9 protein-coding genes are annotated in these 16,654 nt (G+C 32.6%); 1 reads left to right on the top strand and 8 read right to left on the bottom strand.

The genetic code is table 11. The features are described from left to right. Positions 1–2: 2 nt before the first annotated feature. The 4 genes from CUB63_RS16475 to CUB63_RS16460 all read right to left on the bottom strand — a co-directional run bounded on the left by CUB63_RS16475 (position 3) and on the right by CUB63_RS16460 (position 6,835). Positions 3–1,289: an HlyD family type I secretion periplasmic adaptor subunit gene (locus CUB63_RS16475; RefSeq protein WP_232240071.1), complete on the bottom strand. Its 1,287-nt coding sequence runs from the start codon at positions 1,287–1,289 to the stop codon at positions 3–5. 54 nt (positions 1,290–1,343) lie between these two features. Continuing rightward, a complete protein-coding gene (locus CUB63_RS16470; protein WP_109848529.1) occupies positions 1,344–3,077 on the bottom strand; it encodes a type I secretion system permease/ATPase in 1,734 nt (577 codons plus the stop codon). 167 nt (positions 3,078–3,244) lie between these two features. Further along, the gene (locus CUB63_RS16465) at positions 3,245–4,669 is read right to left on the bottom strand and encodes a ZapA family metalloprotease (protein ID WP_109848528.1); all 1,425 of its coding nucleotides are present in this window, start codon (positions 4,667–4,669) and stop codon (positions 3,245–3,247) included. A gap of 369 nt (positions 4,670–5,038) precedes the next feature. Next, positions 5,039–6,835 carry a M10 family metallopeptidase C-terminal domain-containing protein gene (locus CUB63_RS16460; RefSeq protein WP_109848527.1) on the bottom strand — a complete coding sequence of 599 codons (1,797 nt, stop codon included), beginning with the start codon at positions 6,833–6,835 and terminating at the stop codon, positions 5,039–5,041. Positions 6,836–7,359: 524 nt separating this feature from the next. Here CUB63_RS16460 and CUB63_RS16455 point away from each other — a divergent pair. Continuing rightward, a complete protein-coding gene (locus CUB63_RS16455; protein WP_109399214.1) occupies positions 7,360–8,244 on the top strand; it encodes a helix-turn-helix domain-containing protein in 885 nt (294 codons plus the stop codon). On the opposite strand, the gene CUB63_RS16450 is transcribed toward CUB63_RS16455, so the two are convergent. The 4 genes from CUB63_RS16450 to CUB63_RS16435 all read right to left on the bottom strand — a co-directional run bounded on the left by CUB63_RS16450 (position 8,238) and on the right by CUB63_RS16435 (position 16,642). Beyond that, positions 8,238–9,494: a Zn-dependent hydrolase gene (locus CUB63_RS16450; protein ID WP_072063553.1), complete on the bottom strand. Its 1,257-nt coding sequence runs from the start codon at positions 9,492–9,494 to the stop codon at positions 8,238–8,240. The genes CUB63_RS16455 and CUB63_RS16450 overlap by 7 nt on opposite strands. A gap of 426 nt (positions 9,495–9,920) precedes the next feature. Then, the gene (locus CUB63_RS16445; RefSeq protein ID WP_109848526.1) at positions 9,921–11,357 is read right to left on the bottom strand and encodes an HlyD family type I secretion periplasmic adaptor subunit; all 1,437 of its coding nucleotides are present in this window, start codon (positions 11,355–11,357) and stop codon (positions 9,921–9,923) included. A gap of 18 nt (positions 11,358–11,375) precedes the next feature. After that, complete coding sequence (locus CUB63_RS16440; RefSeq protein WP_109848525.1) at positions 11,376–13,499, bottom strand: type I secretion system permease/ATPase; 2,124 nt, start codon at positions 13,497–13,499, stop codon at positions 11,376–11,378. Positions 13,500–13,567: 68 nt separating this feature from the next. After that, entirely contained in the window at positions 13,568–16,642 is a 3,075-nt protein-coding gene (locus tag CUB63_RS16435; RefSeq protein ID WP_109848524.1) for an RTX family hemolysin, read from the bottom strand. Positions 16,643–16,654 lie beyond the last annotated feature (12 nt).

The following is a 16,654-nucleotide window of genomic DNA, read 5'->3' as shown; positions in this document are numbered from 1 at the left end:
TATTATTCTTCCGTCAATGAAGTGTGGATCCTATCTAAAACAGGCTTGAAGAGATAATTTAGTAATGAGCGATCGCCTGTGTTAATGAATACATCAACTGGCATTCCTGCCTTTAATTTATTTTTATCGTCTGTAAGGAGGTCATTATCTTTAACATTAATAAATACTTGGTAATAAGGTTCTGTTGTTCTTTCATCAATCAGTCTATCTGCTGAAATTAATGTTACCTCTCCAGGAATTTTAGGTGTTGTATTTTGATTGAATGCACTAAACATTAAATCAACAGGAAGACCAAGAGTAACTTTATCAATAAGGTGAGGGGCTAAGCGTGCCTCAATAATTAATTGATGATCTTGAGGAACGATATCCATTAATGTTTGACCTGTTCTTACAACACCACCTTGAGTAAAAACAGATAAATCCATTACTATTCCCGAAATAGGCGCAGTAATTTGCATCTTTTTTAGTTTATCTATTTCAATGATAAGTTGTTTTTCTGTTTCACTTATTTGTAACTGAACTTGGTTAAGTTCAGTACGAGCTGATTGGTAAAAATTAGCATTACGCTGCGATATTTTTTGCTGATATTCCAATTTTTGTTTTTCTAATGTACTTATTTGCCCATATGTATCATTAAGATGGTTATTATTTTCAGCGAGTTCTCGCTCAATTTCTTGATAACGATGACGAGGAATATAGCCTTCATTAGCAAGTATGTATAAATCTTTGATTTGATTTTTTAAACTATTGATTTGATGCTGTTTATTTATCGTAGATTTTTTTAAATGAATTAAACGATTAGAAATACCATCAATAATTGCATTATAGCCATTTATTTCACTATGCAATTCAATATACTTTTCATTAAGTAATTTATTTTGTAGCTGGGATAATTTATTTAAATTCTCTGAATGAGAATAATATTTTTCATTAGGATCTAAGATAAATTCTGTTTTTTCATTTAATTGAGCATATAAGCGTTGTTGAGTAACAAGTAAATTATCATATTGTTCTGATAAGGATTTTACTAAGGCTTTTGATTGAATAGGGCTTAATTGAATAAGAGTTTGCCCTTCAATTACGCTATCGCCATTCTTCACTAAAATGTCAGTAATAATACCTTCTACTGAAGCTTGAACACTCTTTTTATTACCTGAAATTGAAACATTACCTTTCGTAGATACGCCTTTATCTAAAGGTGCAAAGGCAGCCCAAAAAATAAAAATAGCAAGACCTAAAAGAATAACTGACCATCCTATTATTAAGAATTTTCTAGGATCATCTGAAATACCATGAACAATATCGATTTCATTTTTTTTGTGATCATAATAATCTTCTCAATATTAAATATTGCTTTGTGTAATAGGTGTGGTTGTCGGCGTACTTTTGATTACTGATGATTTATTTAACTCTGCAATAACTGCTGTTGTAGAGCCAAATAATTTGGTGTGACCATCGAACAGAACTAAGAGTTTATTGGTTACTGAGAGCAATTGTTTTTGATGAGTAATTAATATAACGGTTTTTTTATTTTTTTTAAGTATTTGAATTGCTTGTATTAAAGCTTTAATGCCTAAATCATCTAAATTAGAATTGGGTTCATCTAAAACGACTAGAGCAGGATCACCATACAATGCTCGAGCTAATGCAATACGTTGTTGTTGTCCTCCTGACAATCCTTCGCCATGAGCGCCAATAACGGTTTCATAGCCATCAGGAAAACGTAAAATCATTTCATGAACATTTGCCATCATTGCAGCTTGAGTGACTTTCTGAGGATCTATTTCAGAAAATCGGGCAATATTTTCGGCAATTGTACCGGGAAAAAGGGCGATTTCTTGAGGAAGGTATCCAATATATTGTCCAACTTCACTTTTATTCCATTGATATATATCTGCATTATCAAGACGTATGTCTCCAGTTTTAACTTCCCATATTCCAACAATAAATTTAGCTAAAGAGGATTTTCCTGAAGCACTAGGGCCAATAATGCCAAGTACATCACTGGGACTTAGTGAAAAATGAATATTATTTAATAGCGTGCGTTCTGTTTGAGGGTATTGAGCTTGTTTAATATTTACTGTTAATTCGCCTTTAGGAGCAGGTAGCGCCATTTTTTTATTTTCTTCCGGATACGTTTTTAATAGTGTGGTTAGCCTTTTGTATGCTTCTTTACTACTATCCCAGTTTTTCCATACACCAATAACTTGTTCGATTGGCGCTAAAGCACGACCTAGTAGTATTGATCCAGCGATCATCATTCCTGGGCTAATTGTATTATCTATTGCTAGCCATCCACCAAATCCTAGCATTAAAGATTGCAGTGCCATTCGAGTCACTTTTGTTATTGCATTAACACCAGCTGCACTATCACTTGCATGAGTTTGTGCCTGTAGATATTTAAAGTGAGTAATTTGCCATTGATTACGTAAATAACCCAACATTCCCATTGCTTCAATAGGCTGTGGATGTTCAAAATGATGACCTTGTATTACTTGTGCTTGATTAGCAAACTCATTGGCTTTTTTTAATGATGATCGAGATAAATATTCATTTAGAATTGCCAAAGAAAATAAAATGACTGCACCACATAATGCAAATAATCCTAACCATGGATTAAATAATGCAATAACAAGAAGATAAATAGGGAACCATGGTAAATCAAAAAAAGTAAAAATGGCGTGACTTGTAATAAATTGCCTAATAGTCACTAAGTCATTAAATGCTAAAGAAGAATTAATTCCGGGGGTTTTGTTTAATTTTGCTTGATATGCAGCAGTATAAATTCTTGAGTTTAAGGATAAATCAAGTTTATTACTCATTCTAATGACAATAATACTTCTTAAGTATTCTAATCCTCCCATAAAAATAAATAATGCTAACATAATAAGTGTCAGCATTAATAAAGTCATTTCATTACCTGAAGGTAATACTCGATCGTAAACTTGTAACATATAAATGGAAGGAACTAACATTAAAATATTTATTAAGGCTGTAAATATTCCAATGGAAAAAAATACTTTCTTTCTCTCTTTTATAATATTGGTTATTTCATTATAGTTTTCGCTTACTGACATAATGTTATTCCTGATTTTATTCCTATCTGTTTTATTGTTATTTACTGCATTTCTTCTATCAACACGGAGTGATAACTCTATCTTTTTTTTAATAAGATAATATAAAAATAACTCCTTATAGTTAAAAGAATGGTAGGAGAAATGTCTTTCTCCTACTCGATGATAAATTAAACAATAAAGTCAGTTTCGTAATTAACAAATCCTACAATGTCAATTTTGAAATCAGGGCTATATCCATAACCATAAGCGTTAATAGCGAGTTCGCTTGAGTTTGTTGATTGATCATATTTAACGGTTGCTTCACCCGAGCGACCTGTAAAATTGTCAACAAAATTAAGGAATTTATGGCTAAAGGTATTTTCGATTAATTCTGATAAATCAATCTTATCAATACCCGATTTGAAGTCCATTATCTTGTCAGCAGCAGAGGCAAGAGAGTCGGAGATCTCTTTATAAACAAAGGTATTGCTACCTGTATCGCCCCATAATATATCTTGACCACCGCCACCATACAGTATGTCGTTACCACCGCCACCGATGAGAATATTATCAGCATCATTTCCATAGATAATATCATTACCAGAGCCACCGATTGCATTTTCTATTGTAACACCTTGTGCAATCGAAACGTTTTTCTGTAGGCCGCCAACATCAGAGAAATGACCCTCACGTAAATCAATAATTTGATCTTGATAAAATCCTGAGAAGTCGAAAGTATCGTTACCACTGCTATCCCAAACTGAGAATATTAATTTATCATTACTGCTTGTTGCAGTGTAATAATCAATACCTGTATTTGAGTTGAAACCGTAAACATCATCACCTGTTCTGGTCGTTGTATTTGCGCCATAAAGGTATTGCATTGCTGAAATATCATGAAGTAGAGGAGCACCCGCATAAGCACCTTGGAAATGTGCGCCCGTTTCATATTCATCCCAATAGCTCATCACTGTATATTGGCGACTATCTTCAGCGTAATCAGATTTTAAATAGCCAGGTACATTTTGGCCTGCGTTATAATCACCAGGATGCATTAAACCAAGTGTATGACCAATTTCATGGATAATAGTTAAACGACCATAATTACCTAATTCAGGTGTTGTGTTACCTGCATAATAATAGTCACTAAACCAAGCTTGGCCTGAAAGATCACGGCCATAACTATAGGTATTTGGTAAAGTTGCATAAGCTTGGAATTGACCATACGGATCAGTAATATTTCCAAAAGTAATATCTGATTTTGTGCCTGGTGCTACTTCTGTAAATTTGATATTTGCAATATCAGACCATGCATCTAAAGATTGTCTTGCATGATCTTTTTGTGTTGAATTAAACCCATAGGGATTTTTATCACCAAAATCATTAAATTTTTTACCAGCCCAAGTTGGAAATGAATATGTCACTTCTGCTGCTTGCCCAATAATATGCTTCCCATTCCATGTGGAATTTTCGCGTGCAATATGCTTTCCTGCAGTATCATAATCAAAAGAAGGAAGAGTCTTAGCTGAGAAATTATAAAAAATTCCACTTTTATCTAATAAATCGGAAACATTAGATAATCCTACTGCTTTTTTTAATAAAGAAGAACCCATAATATCCTCCGGATATCAAGTTTAGGTTAAGTTTATTTTCATATTGAAAATAGTTTTATTATCTGGTGAATGCCAGCGATAATAAAGATAGCCACTTATTGATATTAATCTAGAGGGGGAAAATATGTTTTTAAATAATTGTGAAGTGAGGTGTGTTTTAAGTCAGAATAATTTAATGATGTAAATAAATCCAAAGTTATATTTTCTACAGCGATTTTTTTTATTGTTATTATTATTTTGGATAAGAAAATTTTATACCTTTATAGAATATCCTATATTTTATAAAGTATTTATTTATAACTGAAGTAATTTACTATATTAATTGATAATTACTCATCAAGTAATATAGTAAATAATAGAAATGGTTAATTAACAGAATAAATCTTCATATTCGTATTTTCCTATGAGGTAAATATTTAAATATTTAGGTGTTAATGTTTCTGTTGTATTTATTTTTAAATTTGTAATGTTATTATTATTGTCATAATAAAGTTTACCTTCATTGTTATTTAGATGATTAGAGTTAACAATATTAATTTTTTCTATAAAACTACGATCATCTGTTTTTTTATAAAAAAATAATTTATCAATACCTGATTCAAAATCAGTAATTATATTTGAGGAATCATTATCTTGAGTATTAAAACTAAAAGTATCATAACCTGTACCACCTTTTAATGTGTTATTACCCATTCCAGGATCTAAATGATCATTGCCTTCACCGCCATTAAGTTCGTCATCACCGTCACCACCAAATAAAACGTCATCACCCAACCCGCCATCAAGAATATTATCTCCCTCAGAATCCCAAAGATAATCATCTCCTTGTCCACCATATAGGTGATCGTTGCCATCAGAATCCACTAGAACATCATTATCTTGCTCTCCATATAAGTAATCATTACCTTTTTCTCCATAAAGATGATCATTTCCTTGTCCACCATATAAAATATCATTGCCTCCTTTACCATATAAAGTGTCCTCACCGAGTTTACCAAAGAGGCGGTTATTAGCATCATTTCCAGATATAATATCTGTTTGACTACCGCCTATTGCGTTTTCAATAACAGCATCATAGGCAATAGAAATATTTGCACGTAGTCCTCCTACATCAGAAAAGCTCCCTTCATTCAGATCTATTTTTTGGTCAACGGTATATTTTGAAAAATCTAATGTATCTATTCCACCAGTATCCCAAATACATGCAACAATTTTATCTTCAGATGTTTTTAATGAATAATAGTCTTTTTTTGTATTAGAATTAAAACCATAAATGGTATTACCAATGCGTGTAGCTTTATTCTGTCCATATGTTTCTTGAATAGCGCAAATATCCATTAACTGTGGTGTTAAAGGATCCATACCTTTAAAATCGGCATGTTCATATTTAGGTACGCTATATGCCATTACTGAATATTTGTGGCTGTTTTCTTCACAATTAATTGATTCTTTACGCTTGAATGTATGATGTAGACCAAGAGCATGGCCTATTTCATGATTAATTGTTCGCTGAAAATCGAGTTTATCTTCAAATATATTTTTTGTATTATTAATATGAGACCAAGCATTACTGTTTTTCATGATTAAATAATAGTCATCAATTTCTTCAACCACATGATAAATAATATTTGCTGTAGATTTAAATTGATTTACTCTTATTTGTTGCTCTGGAGTTATTTCTGATTTACGAATATATTCAATATCATCCATTTTAGACATGTTTATCCAAATTTGCCCATTACTACTATAATCTTCAGCTTTCTCTATTTTATTCTTTTTTTTATAATTATAGTACATATTGTATGGAGAATAGGCAAATCCGTTCGTTGAATAGCTTTTATAATTTGCGAGCTCATTAATATTATTATACAGACCAAATTTAATATCTGTATCTTGTTCTCTACTTACTTCAATAAATTTAATATTCGCAACTTCTTCCCATTGCTGGAGTTTTTCTCTAACTAAATCTTTTCCTTTTTCTGTAAATGTTGTAATTGTTGTATATTTGTTACCTCTTAATGCAGACCAGTTAGGAAAGCTATAGGTTATTTCAGTATAACCCTTTTCAATATTATAATTTTCCCATTTACCAGTATATTTATTGGTTTTCATTATATTGTAAATATAATTAAATTGAGGTGATGTATATTTTAAATACTTATTCATAATTAATACTCCTTTATTATTTGAACGGCGGGTAGTTTATCAATAACCTGCTAAATACCTTTCAAAAAAAGAAATATTTAAAATTATTTTGAAGCTAATTAATCTTGTGAATTGGTGTTTCAATGAAAGGTGATAAAATTTATCATTATGTAATTCTCTATTTATGTATTTACATCACAGGCTTATTTAATGAGTAATTTATATGGTTTCATTGATTTTATGGATTAATAAATGTTAGTCAATGGATAATAGTGAATAATAAAAAAGTGCTGTTATATCCATTAACAGCACTTTTTGTTTTTTTATTGTTAATTTTTACTGCTTTAACCCTGGTGAGGTTACCTGCTAAAAGCAGGTTTATTGATATAGACTAACTTTTTGCTGCAAACTACTTTTATTTACTTCATTGTGAGGAAGGTGATTCTTTTTATTTTTGGTTTAATTTAAACTATCTGAACTGACGCCTTATTATTGTGCCGTTACTTTACCCTGGTACTTTGTGCATTTGGGAGCCAATTATAAATATGCCTTACATACCTAGAGAAAAAATAGATTACCAATCCATTGGATATCGCTTGCGTGCTTACCGTATAGCCTCTTCATTAAAAGCTGAAGATGTGGCTGAAAGCTTGGGTATTTCTCGTGCTGCTGTATATCGGTTAGAAAAAGGCGAAATTGTTAAAATTGAAACACTTGATAATCTTGCTAAATTATTAAATACCTCGTTAACCAGTTTGTTGGGTATTAATACTGAATATTATTCAAGTGCAAATGGCTTTTTTGAACGAATGCGCCAACTTGAAACTCAATCTTCACATATTTACACCCACTTCGAACCTTTCTCTTACTTATTAACTTCAGATTGTTATGACAAAACATTGGTTGAAATGCTAACTGAGGCATCACCTTTAAACCTTCTGTCTGAGAAACAACAAGAAGTTTTGTCTATTTTAAAAGAGCGTAAGAAACATCAGTCCTTACATTCACCTCATATTTATAACCTTATTAGTCAACAACAAATTGAGAAATTTCTTTATGTTGGCATGTTAGGTTCGGTTAATTTAACTAAAACACTTCAACAAGAAAGAAAAGAACGAGCAAAAAATGAAATTCTTCATTTAATTGAAAAGTTAGAACAAAAAAATAGTTATCTTAATATTGCAATCATTTCAGATACTATGCCGTCTTTAACTTTCCAATTATTCTATCAAGATAAAGTACCGCTTTCTTTAGCTGTTAGCCCGTTCCGCTTAGGTGAATTCCCTAATGTCAGTACGGGCATTGCCACTGTAACCTCTTCAACTGAGGCGATATTTCAATATCAATCTCTTTTTGATAAATTATGGTTAAAAGCGACCAAAGGGAGTGATGCAATTAACCTTTTAAAACAAATAGTCAGTCATTATTGATTTGCTAATGTACCTAATGTTTCTGCTAATAAATCTGCAGCGACAGCAATATCACTAAATTCGGTAAATTCATCTGGGTGATGACTAATACCAGCAACTGAAGGTGTAAAGATCATTGCTGTTGGATAAAGTGGCGCTATATTCATTGAGTCATGACCTGCGCCACTTAGCATTGTCATATAGCTGATATCGTGTTTTTGGCACAAACTTTCAATAACTTGGCAAATTGAATCATCTAATTTTACTGGCGATTCAGCAGAAATCGGTTGAACGTCAATAGCGACACCAAAATCTTTTTCTGCTTTTTCAACACTATTATTTAGGCGCTGTACAACACGTTGAATACTTTCTATATCAATACCTCGAATATCAACCGAAAATTTTACTTGCCCTGGAATGACGTTCATGGAGTTCGGGATAACATTGAGTTTACCCACTGTACCTACTGTGCCATAAACGGATTCAGTACATGCTGCACGGTTAATATCGGTAATAATCCCAGCGCTTGCTACTAGAGCATCTTGACGTTGATACATTGGCGTTGCACCAGAGTGATCCGCATGACCATTAACAGTAACTGAAAAACGTGTTGGTGCTGCAATACCGTTGACAATACCAATAGTTTTTTTGTCATTTTCAAGGCGTTTACCTTGTTCAATATGAAGCTCAACAAAGGCACTAAAACGATCTTTTGTGATTAAGCAATTATCAAAATTATCATGCTGATAACCTAAAGATTTTAGCACTTCAAAGAAGTTATTACCGTCATCATCTCTATTTTGTTCCCAACGAGCTTTATCTATTTTTCCTGTTAATACTTTACTGCCAATACACGAAAAGCCAAAACGACTAGATTCTTCTGCGCGGAAAACAACTAGTTCAAGGTCACGTTTAAGTTGTTGTGGTTTGTATTGCATTAAGGCATAAAATCCTGCGATAACACCTAAAGCTCCATCATAAGCGCCACCTTGAGGAACGGTATCAAGATGAGATCCTGTACCTACTGCCGGTAATGAGCGATCTTGACCTGGTAATCGTGCGTAAAGTGTACCAATACCATCACGATAAACTTCAAGACCCGCTTCTTTCATTAAACTAGCAAGATACAGATGTGCGGCTTCATCTTCTTCGCTATAGGCAATGCGAGTGATCCCCTTGCCACTGTTATCTTTTTTATAAATTTGCATTGTCTCGATTAATGCTTTCATATCATCAATCGAATAATGAGTTGCTGTATCTTGTTTAGTCATAAGGTAATTCTCCCGTGGTTTCTGTAATATCACTTTGTCTAAAAAATGAGACAATTTGAGGATTAAAAAAGCCATCTTCAAAGATGGTCACTGTTTTTATGATCATTGCTTATTATATTTACTGCTGAAGTTATATTTCGTCAATGATAATTAGGGTGAATTTCATATTCTGTGAGGTAGGTATTAATTAAAAGGAGATATATATCTGGAGTATTTCTTAAATGAATTTAAATTGTATGATAAATGTTATAAAACAGATCGCTTTTATTTATAATGCATTAGGCTTTATTTTTTATTTCACTTATTAAAAGTGAAGAGGGGAAGTAGATAATGCATTTAAGAAAGAAGATAGATAAATGACGCCTCTATAGTTTAGAAGGCGTCAATTTATTATATTTTTATATCGAAAATAATGGTAAATATAAATTATCGTTCACGTAAACTCTCTTTTACGGATTCTTCTAGAGGACTGAGAAGATAACTTATTATGCTCCGCATACCTGTTTTAATTTCAGCATTAACAGCCATACCTGAACTTAATGGAATATTTTTATTTCCAATTGATAAATTATTTTCTTCAATAGAAATAATAACATTAAAAACAAGTCCTAATTGTTGGTTTTCTATAGCATCTAAATTGATATTTTTTACTTTACCAACTAAATAACCATATCGAGTATAAGGAAAAGCTTCTACTTTAATAATAACGTCTTGCCCAACATCAATAAAACCAATATCTTTATTTTGTATTAATGCTGTGACTTCTAATGTATCATTTTCTGGCACTATTATCATTAGTGTCTCAGCGGTTGTTACAACACCACCTTCTGTATGTACTTTCAATTGTTGAACTTTCCCAGAAACTGGTGCTGTTATTACTGAAGCTTGTTGACGTTGTTCATTTTTCTCTAATTCTAGTGCTAATAACTTAACACTATCTGTTGTTTGTCTTATTTTATCTAAGATTTCATTTTTAAATAACTGAGTGACTAGTTGATATTCTTCTTTTGCTAATAAAATTTCACTTTCAATCTGCTCTAATTGAGTTTTATAAATACGTAGTTCATTTGCTGCCTCAAGGTATTTATTTTCCTGCTCAAGTACAGCATGTTTTGAAATAGCTTGCTTTTGCAATAAATTCTTAAAATCATCTAAACGACTCTTTTCAATTTGTGATAATTTTTCATAGCGATTTATGCGTGCAAGTATTGTTAACCTTTCTGCTTTTTTCTTATCTAAATTTAATTCTTTTTGATATTTCTGATTTTGCCAAGTTGAAAATTGTTCTTCAATTAAAGATGTTAAACGTAACATTTCATCTTCAGAAATATTTTGAAGATCGGGATCATTAGGTAATTTTATCTCTGGTAATTTATTTGATTCAATTGATTTAGCCAGCATTTGATAACGAAACTGTTCCAACTTCGCTTGTAGTAATGACGATTGCGATTTTAATGTATCAGCTTCGGCGCCTAATGCTGTAAGTTTTAATAATACATGACCTTTTTTAACTAACTCTCCTTCTTTTACCATAATTTCTTGAACTATTGAGTTTTCAATAGGTTTTATTTCCTTACTTCGCCCGCTTAATGCTAATTTTCCATTTGCAGTGGCAACAATTTCAACTTTACCTAAAATTGATAAAATAATAGCAATCACTAAAAAAGCCATAATAAAATAAGCGATTAAACGTGGGCGCTTAGATACGGGAGTTTCAATTAATTCCAAATGTGCAGGTAAAAATTCATGTTCATCTTTTTCACGTATAGGCGCATCTAATTGTTGGCGGATCTTCCAAGTTTCACTCCAAACTACTTTATAGCGTAAAAAAAACTCATAAACACCCATTAACCATGTTTTCATATTATTCTTCTCTTTTTATTAATCTGATTGTAATTGATGTAAATAGTGATATAGGCTTTCAGGATCAGAGAGAAGTTCCTTGTGTTTGCCTTGTTCGATAATTTGTCCTTTTTCCATGACTATAATACGATCCGCGTTTTTTACTGTAGATAAACGATGAGCAATAATAATGACAGTTCTACCTTGGCAAATTTTGTGCATATTACGCATAATGACATGCTCAGATTCATAATCTAAAGCACTGGTTGCTTCATCAAAAATTAAAATCTTGGGATTGTTGACTAACGCTCTCGCAATAGCGATTCGCTGGCGTTGCCCACCAGATAATCCCGCACCTTGTTCACCAACAATTGTGTTATAACCTTCACGTAATTCTGAAATGAAATCATGAGCACCGGCTAATTTTGCAGCATAAATAACTTTTTCTACTGGCATACCTGGATCTGCCAACGCAATATTATCAATAATACTACGGTTAAGTAGTACATTATCTTGTAATACAACACCAACTTGACGACGTAACCAGTTGGGATCGGCTAGTGCAAGATCATGTCCATCAATAAGTACTTGGCCATTTTCAGGAATATAAAAACGTTGAATTAGTTTAGTTAATGTACTTTTTCCTGAACCTGAACGTCCCACAATACCGATGACTTCGCCTTGTTTAATATCTAAGTTAATATTATTTAAAATAATTGGTGCGTCAGGTTTATAACGAAATCGAATATTACGAAACGAGATATCGCCATTAATTTCTGGTAATGCTAATTTTCCTTGATAACTTTCAGTAGGATAATTAAGTACATCACCTAAGCGAGTTACAGAAATACCGACTTGCTGAAAGTCTTGCCAAAGTTGAGCGAGACGGATCACTGGTGCAACAATTTGCCCTGCTAGCATATTAAAAGCAATTAATTGACCAATACTTAAATCACCAGAAATAACCAAATGTGCACCTAGCCAAAGATTAATAATCATAACGGCTTTTTGTATTAATTGGATCCCTTGTTGGCCTATAGTTGCTAATACCGTTACTTTAAATCCAGCTGCAACATAACCCGCTAATTGTTTATCCCATATATTTGTCATTTGAGGTGAAACAGCCATGGCTTTTATTGTGTTAATTGCTGTTACAGACTCAACTAGAAAAGATTGATTATCTGCATTACGAGCAAATTTATCATCTAAACGACGGCGTAAAATTGGACTAATAAAAATAGACCAGGCAGCATAACAAGGTAATGAAAATAAAATCACTAATGTTAATTTTGGACTGTAATACCACATTACAGCAAAGAATATAAATGAAAATAATAAATCTAAAATGGAGGTTAATGCTTGGCCAGTTAGAAAATTACGAATTTGATCTAATTCTCTTACTCGAGCAACAGTATCACCTACACGACGACTTTCAAAATAAGAAATAGGTAGTGCTAATAAATGTCGAAAAAGTTTTGCACCAAGTTCAACATCTATACGACTTGTACTATGCGCAAAAATATAAGTACGTAAGCCACTTAATGTAATTTCAAATATGACTACGACAGCTAATGCAATAGTAATAATATTGAGTGTTGAGAAGCCTCTGTGTACTAAAACTTTATCCATAACCACTTGAAAAAAAAGTGGGGTAATTAAAGCAAATAATTGTAAAAATACAGAAACGATTAATGTTTCAATAAATATTTTTCTATATTTAATAACAGCAGGAATAAACCAAGTAAAATCAAACTTTGCTAATTTACCTATGACAGAGGCTCTTGAGGTAATTAAAATAACTTTATCTTGATATAATTCGCAAAACTCATCCTGAGTAAGAACTCTTGGGTTTCTCTGTTCTAAATCATAAATTAAATAACGATTTGAGTCTTTACTTACTTTAGTTAAAATAAAATGCTTTCCATCTTCACGCCAAATTAATGCTGGAAGATAAATAAATTCTAATCTGTCTATTGTTTTTTTTACTGGCTTTGCTTTTAATTCCAGTGATTTTGCTGCAAGTAGCCATGACGTTAAATCTAATCCTTTTCCATTAATATCAAATTTATGTCTAATTTCTTCAGGATTAATAGCAATGTTATGGTATTGGGCTAATATTTCTAATGCATATAGCCCATAATCATTTTGATTATTAAAATCCATAGTGACTCCAAAAAAATAGCAATCCTATTTGACATAGTCTTATAAGATTGCTATTAAAAATTAAAATATTATGCTACAGAAGGAGCTAAATTTATTGCGTTACTAGCAATATTTATTCCATTATTAGAAGACACTAGTAACGAAGCAGCTGCAGGTTTTTCTTTATTGGTATCAAAATTACCAGCAGATAAAATAATTTTATTAATCTCATTATTTAATGGATTTAGGTTATTTTTATCTGCATAACGGCTTAATGCATTATACCCATTTACATAATTAAGGCGATTCTTGCTTTGGTCTTTTAACGCATTTTCAAGAGATTCCGCTGTAATGACCCGACCATCTTTATCAAAGAGTTGCTCTATTTTATAGTTATAAGCACCTTTTTGGTCTTTTTTGAACCAATTTTTAAATGTAATACCATTTTTATTACCAATTGAAATGGCATTATTTTCCGCTTTATACATCACTAGGTCATCGCCTTCTTGTTTAAATACAACATTCTTGAAGTCAATGTTTAGTAAGCCAAGTTTATCGTTATTTCCACCTTCATCTTCGATGATATGATGGCCATATTCAGCAAAGTAGCGGTAGATATCATCGCCATTGCCACCTTTTAGAATGTCATCACCTTCTCCGCCATCAAGTAGATCAACGCTTTCACTACCGTATAATTTATCGTTACCTTTACCCCCTAGTAGTATATTGTAATTTGTCTTATTACCTTGTACTTGTAACTCATCGTCACCATCTCCGCCACTTAGGTAATTATTACCGGAGCCTCCTATTAATTTGTCATTGCCATTACCGCCATATAATCGGTCATTACCGTGCCCACCTCTCAAAGTATCATCGCCATCATCACCATATAAACGATCGTGACCGTCATTGCCTTCAATTGTGTCATTACCTTTGGTGCCATGGAAAATATCATTGAATTTACTACCGAGGAAAGTATCGTTGCGGTCACTACCAATAATCTCTTCCACCGAATGCAAATTATCTACTGCTTTTAAATCTTGAGAATAAATGTGTTTAAATTCATAATGGCGATATTGTGTTTTTTCAGTTCTTTTTCCAACTGAAACTTCTTGTTCCTTAACTGTTTCTTGTAAGATCTTAACGTCACCACCCAGCAGTCTCGTAACGGTATAGTGACCTGCTTCAGTTGCTTTTGTGCCATCAATAGTTAAATAGCCAGTGTCTGTTTTATCATAATAAACAGTATCGTGACCGTTACCTGCAAAAACATCGGCAGAACCTGCAGCTAAGAAAACTTTGTCATCTCCATTACCTAATTTTGATTCAATACGAATTTCTCTATATTTGTTATTTCCAATACCTGCATGCTGGATTAAGTTAGAGTAGTCATATACAGCATTTTTATTTTGGACTCCTTTTACTGTCCATCTATCAACATCATTGACTAACAGTTCTGTTATATATTGATATTTGCCTGATTGTTTTCTGTGACGAATTTCTTCGCCAGGTGTTAATAGGGGAGTGACAAATTTAAGTAATGATGAATCCTTAATATCAGATAGATCTATATTTCCTTTTAATGGATCAAATATCTTTTTCTCAAATTCATCAGATTTTTTTTCTAGATGTTTACCTTCTTTGTAGTAATCAACATAAGCTTTGCCACTAAATACTCTTGCTCCATTTTTAGTGACACCTGCTAATTCACCAATGAGGTCATCCCAATGTTGTTGTGTGATAAGAATGGATAATTCAGTAGAATGTTCTTTACTGTATTTAGATAATAATTCGAAGTTATCTTCTAAGAATGCAGAGTGGCGGGCATCATATCCATTTTCAAAATAGTTTTTACCATGTTTTTTCTCCCATTCTGCAATGGTATTAGCCATTTTGTTTGCAACATGTTCAAACATAGATTGTTTTGACGCTTCTAAAATACCAGTAATAATACCTGATACAGCACCGACTAATGCACTTATTGGTGCGCCAACAAGGCTTGCTGTTGTCGCTGCACTAACACCAGCAGATACAGAATTCAATACTGTGCTAATAGTTGTTAATGCTGCATCAATAGCGCCGGTTTCTTTACGGAATGCAGCAAGTAAGCTATCACCTTCATAACCAAGTTTCTTAAAGCGTTGAGCATATTCTTCAATTTGGTTTGCTCGCTTAAATTGATCAGAAATAGCTAAGAATGATAATGGACTAATTGCGAGTGAAACCGCTGAAGCAATTAAACCTGCACTTGCTGCTGTAGTTGATAATCCTTGAGCAACACGTTGTGCGAGGATATATTGAGAAACAGCTTTACCTACATTACCTAATATTTTGGTTGTCAATTCAACACCAGCAGCAGCTTTGGTACCCGCATCTGCATCTGCATTACTTAAAATAAAACTTGCTGAAATAGCGGATAAAATACCTGAAACGGTATCTAATCCTGTACCTAACTTACCAAGATCAGGTAAATTTTGTAATTTATTACCAACACCACTTAGGTGTTTTGTATTAGACAGAACACTACCTAAGTTATTCAATTGTTGTGAAAAAGCATCAATATTATTATTGATACTTGAGGCTGTATCTATGAGTTGATTAATGAGATCGATACTTGCTTTTGCTAGTTCTGTTGAGCTGACATCTTCACCATTTCTTTGTTTTTTTATTAACTCATTTATTTGCATTGACGAAAGTGCAGTCCCTAAAAAGTTTTGAAGGGTTGAAAAAATCCCGCCAACTTTACCTAAGTGACTTCCTAGATTTTCTGCGCTTCCACCAAGTTTATTACCTACGTTTGGATATTTCTGCAACAATTTATCTAATTGTGGTGCAAATATAGCGACTCCTCGTTCTGTTAATCCAAGTAATTTTTCGCCTGTTCCAAAAAATTGTTTGGCTATCTCTGTACTGTCTTTTTCTTCATACTGAACTTCAATACCAAGTTCATCAGCGGCTTTAACTAGATCATTCAGACTTGAACCTTGTCCTTGATAATCTTTAGGTATCAATAAAATAAGCTTATCACCAGCTTTGCGTGCTTGACCTGCTGCTTTTTTTAACGCGTTTTTTGTTGATTGTCCTGCGGACTGTAATTTTTTCGTCGCTGATTGTTTAGCTGATTGAAGCGATGTTTTAATTTGAGTGGTTGTTATTGTTGGCATTATAATTTACCT

The organism is Proteus penneri, assembly GCF_003144535.1.
Taxonomy (GTDB): domain Bacteria; phylum Pseudomonadota; class Gammaproteobacteria; order Enterobacterales; family Enterobacteriaceae; genus Proteus; species Proteus penneri.
This window is presented reverse-complemented; position numbering and strand designations above follow the sequence as displayed.

Excerpts from the sequence above, each read along its gene's own strand:
- CUB63_RS16435 (WP_109848524.1), bottom strand. The coding sequence starts at position 16,642 with ATGCCAACAATAACAACCACTCAAATTAAAACATCGCTTCAATCAGCT.
- CUB63_RS16460 (WP_109848527.1), bottom strand. The coding sequence starts at position 6,835 with ATGAATAAGTATTTAAAATATACATCACCTCAATTTAATTATATTTAC.
- CUB63_RS16450 (WP_072063553.1), bottom strand. The coding sequence starts at position 9,494 with ATGACTAAACAAGATACAGCAACTCATTATTCGATTGATGATATGAAA.
- CUB63_RS16445 (WP_109848526.1), bottom strand. The coding sequence starts at position 11,357 with ATGAAAACATGGTTAATGGGTGTTTATGAGTTTTTTTTACGCTATAAA.
- CUB63_RS16440 (WP_109848525.1), bottom strand. The coding sequence starts at position 13,499 with ATGGATTTTAATAATCAAAATGATTATGGGCTATATGCATTAGAAATA.
- CUB63_RS16465 (WP_109848528.1), bottom strand. The coding sequence starts at position 4,669 with ATGGGTTCTTCTTTATTAAAAAAAGCAGTAGGATTATCTAATGTTTCC.
- CUB63_RS16470 (WP_109848529.1), bottom strand. The coding sequence starts at position 3,077 with ATGTCAGTAAGCGAAAACTATAATGAAATAACCAATATTATAAAAGAG.
- CUB63_RS16455 (WP_109399214.1), top strand. The coding sequence starts at position 7,360 with ATGCCTTACATACCTAGAGAAAAAATAGATTACCAATCCATTGGATAT.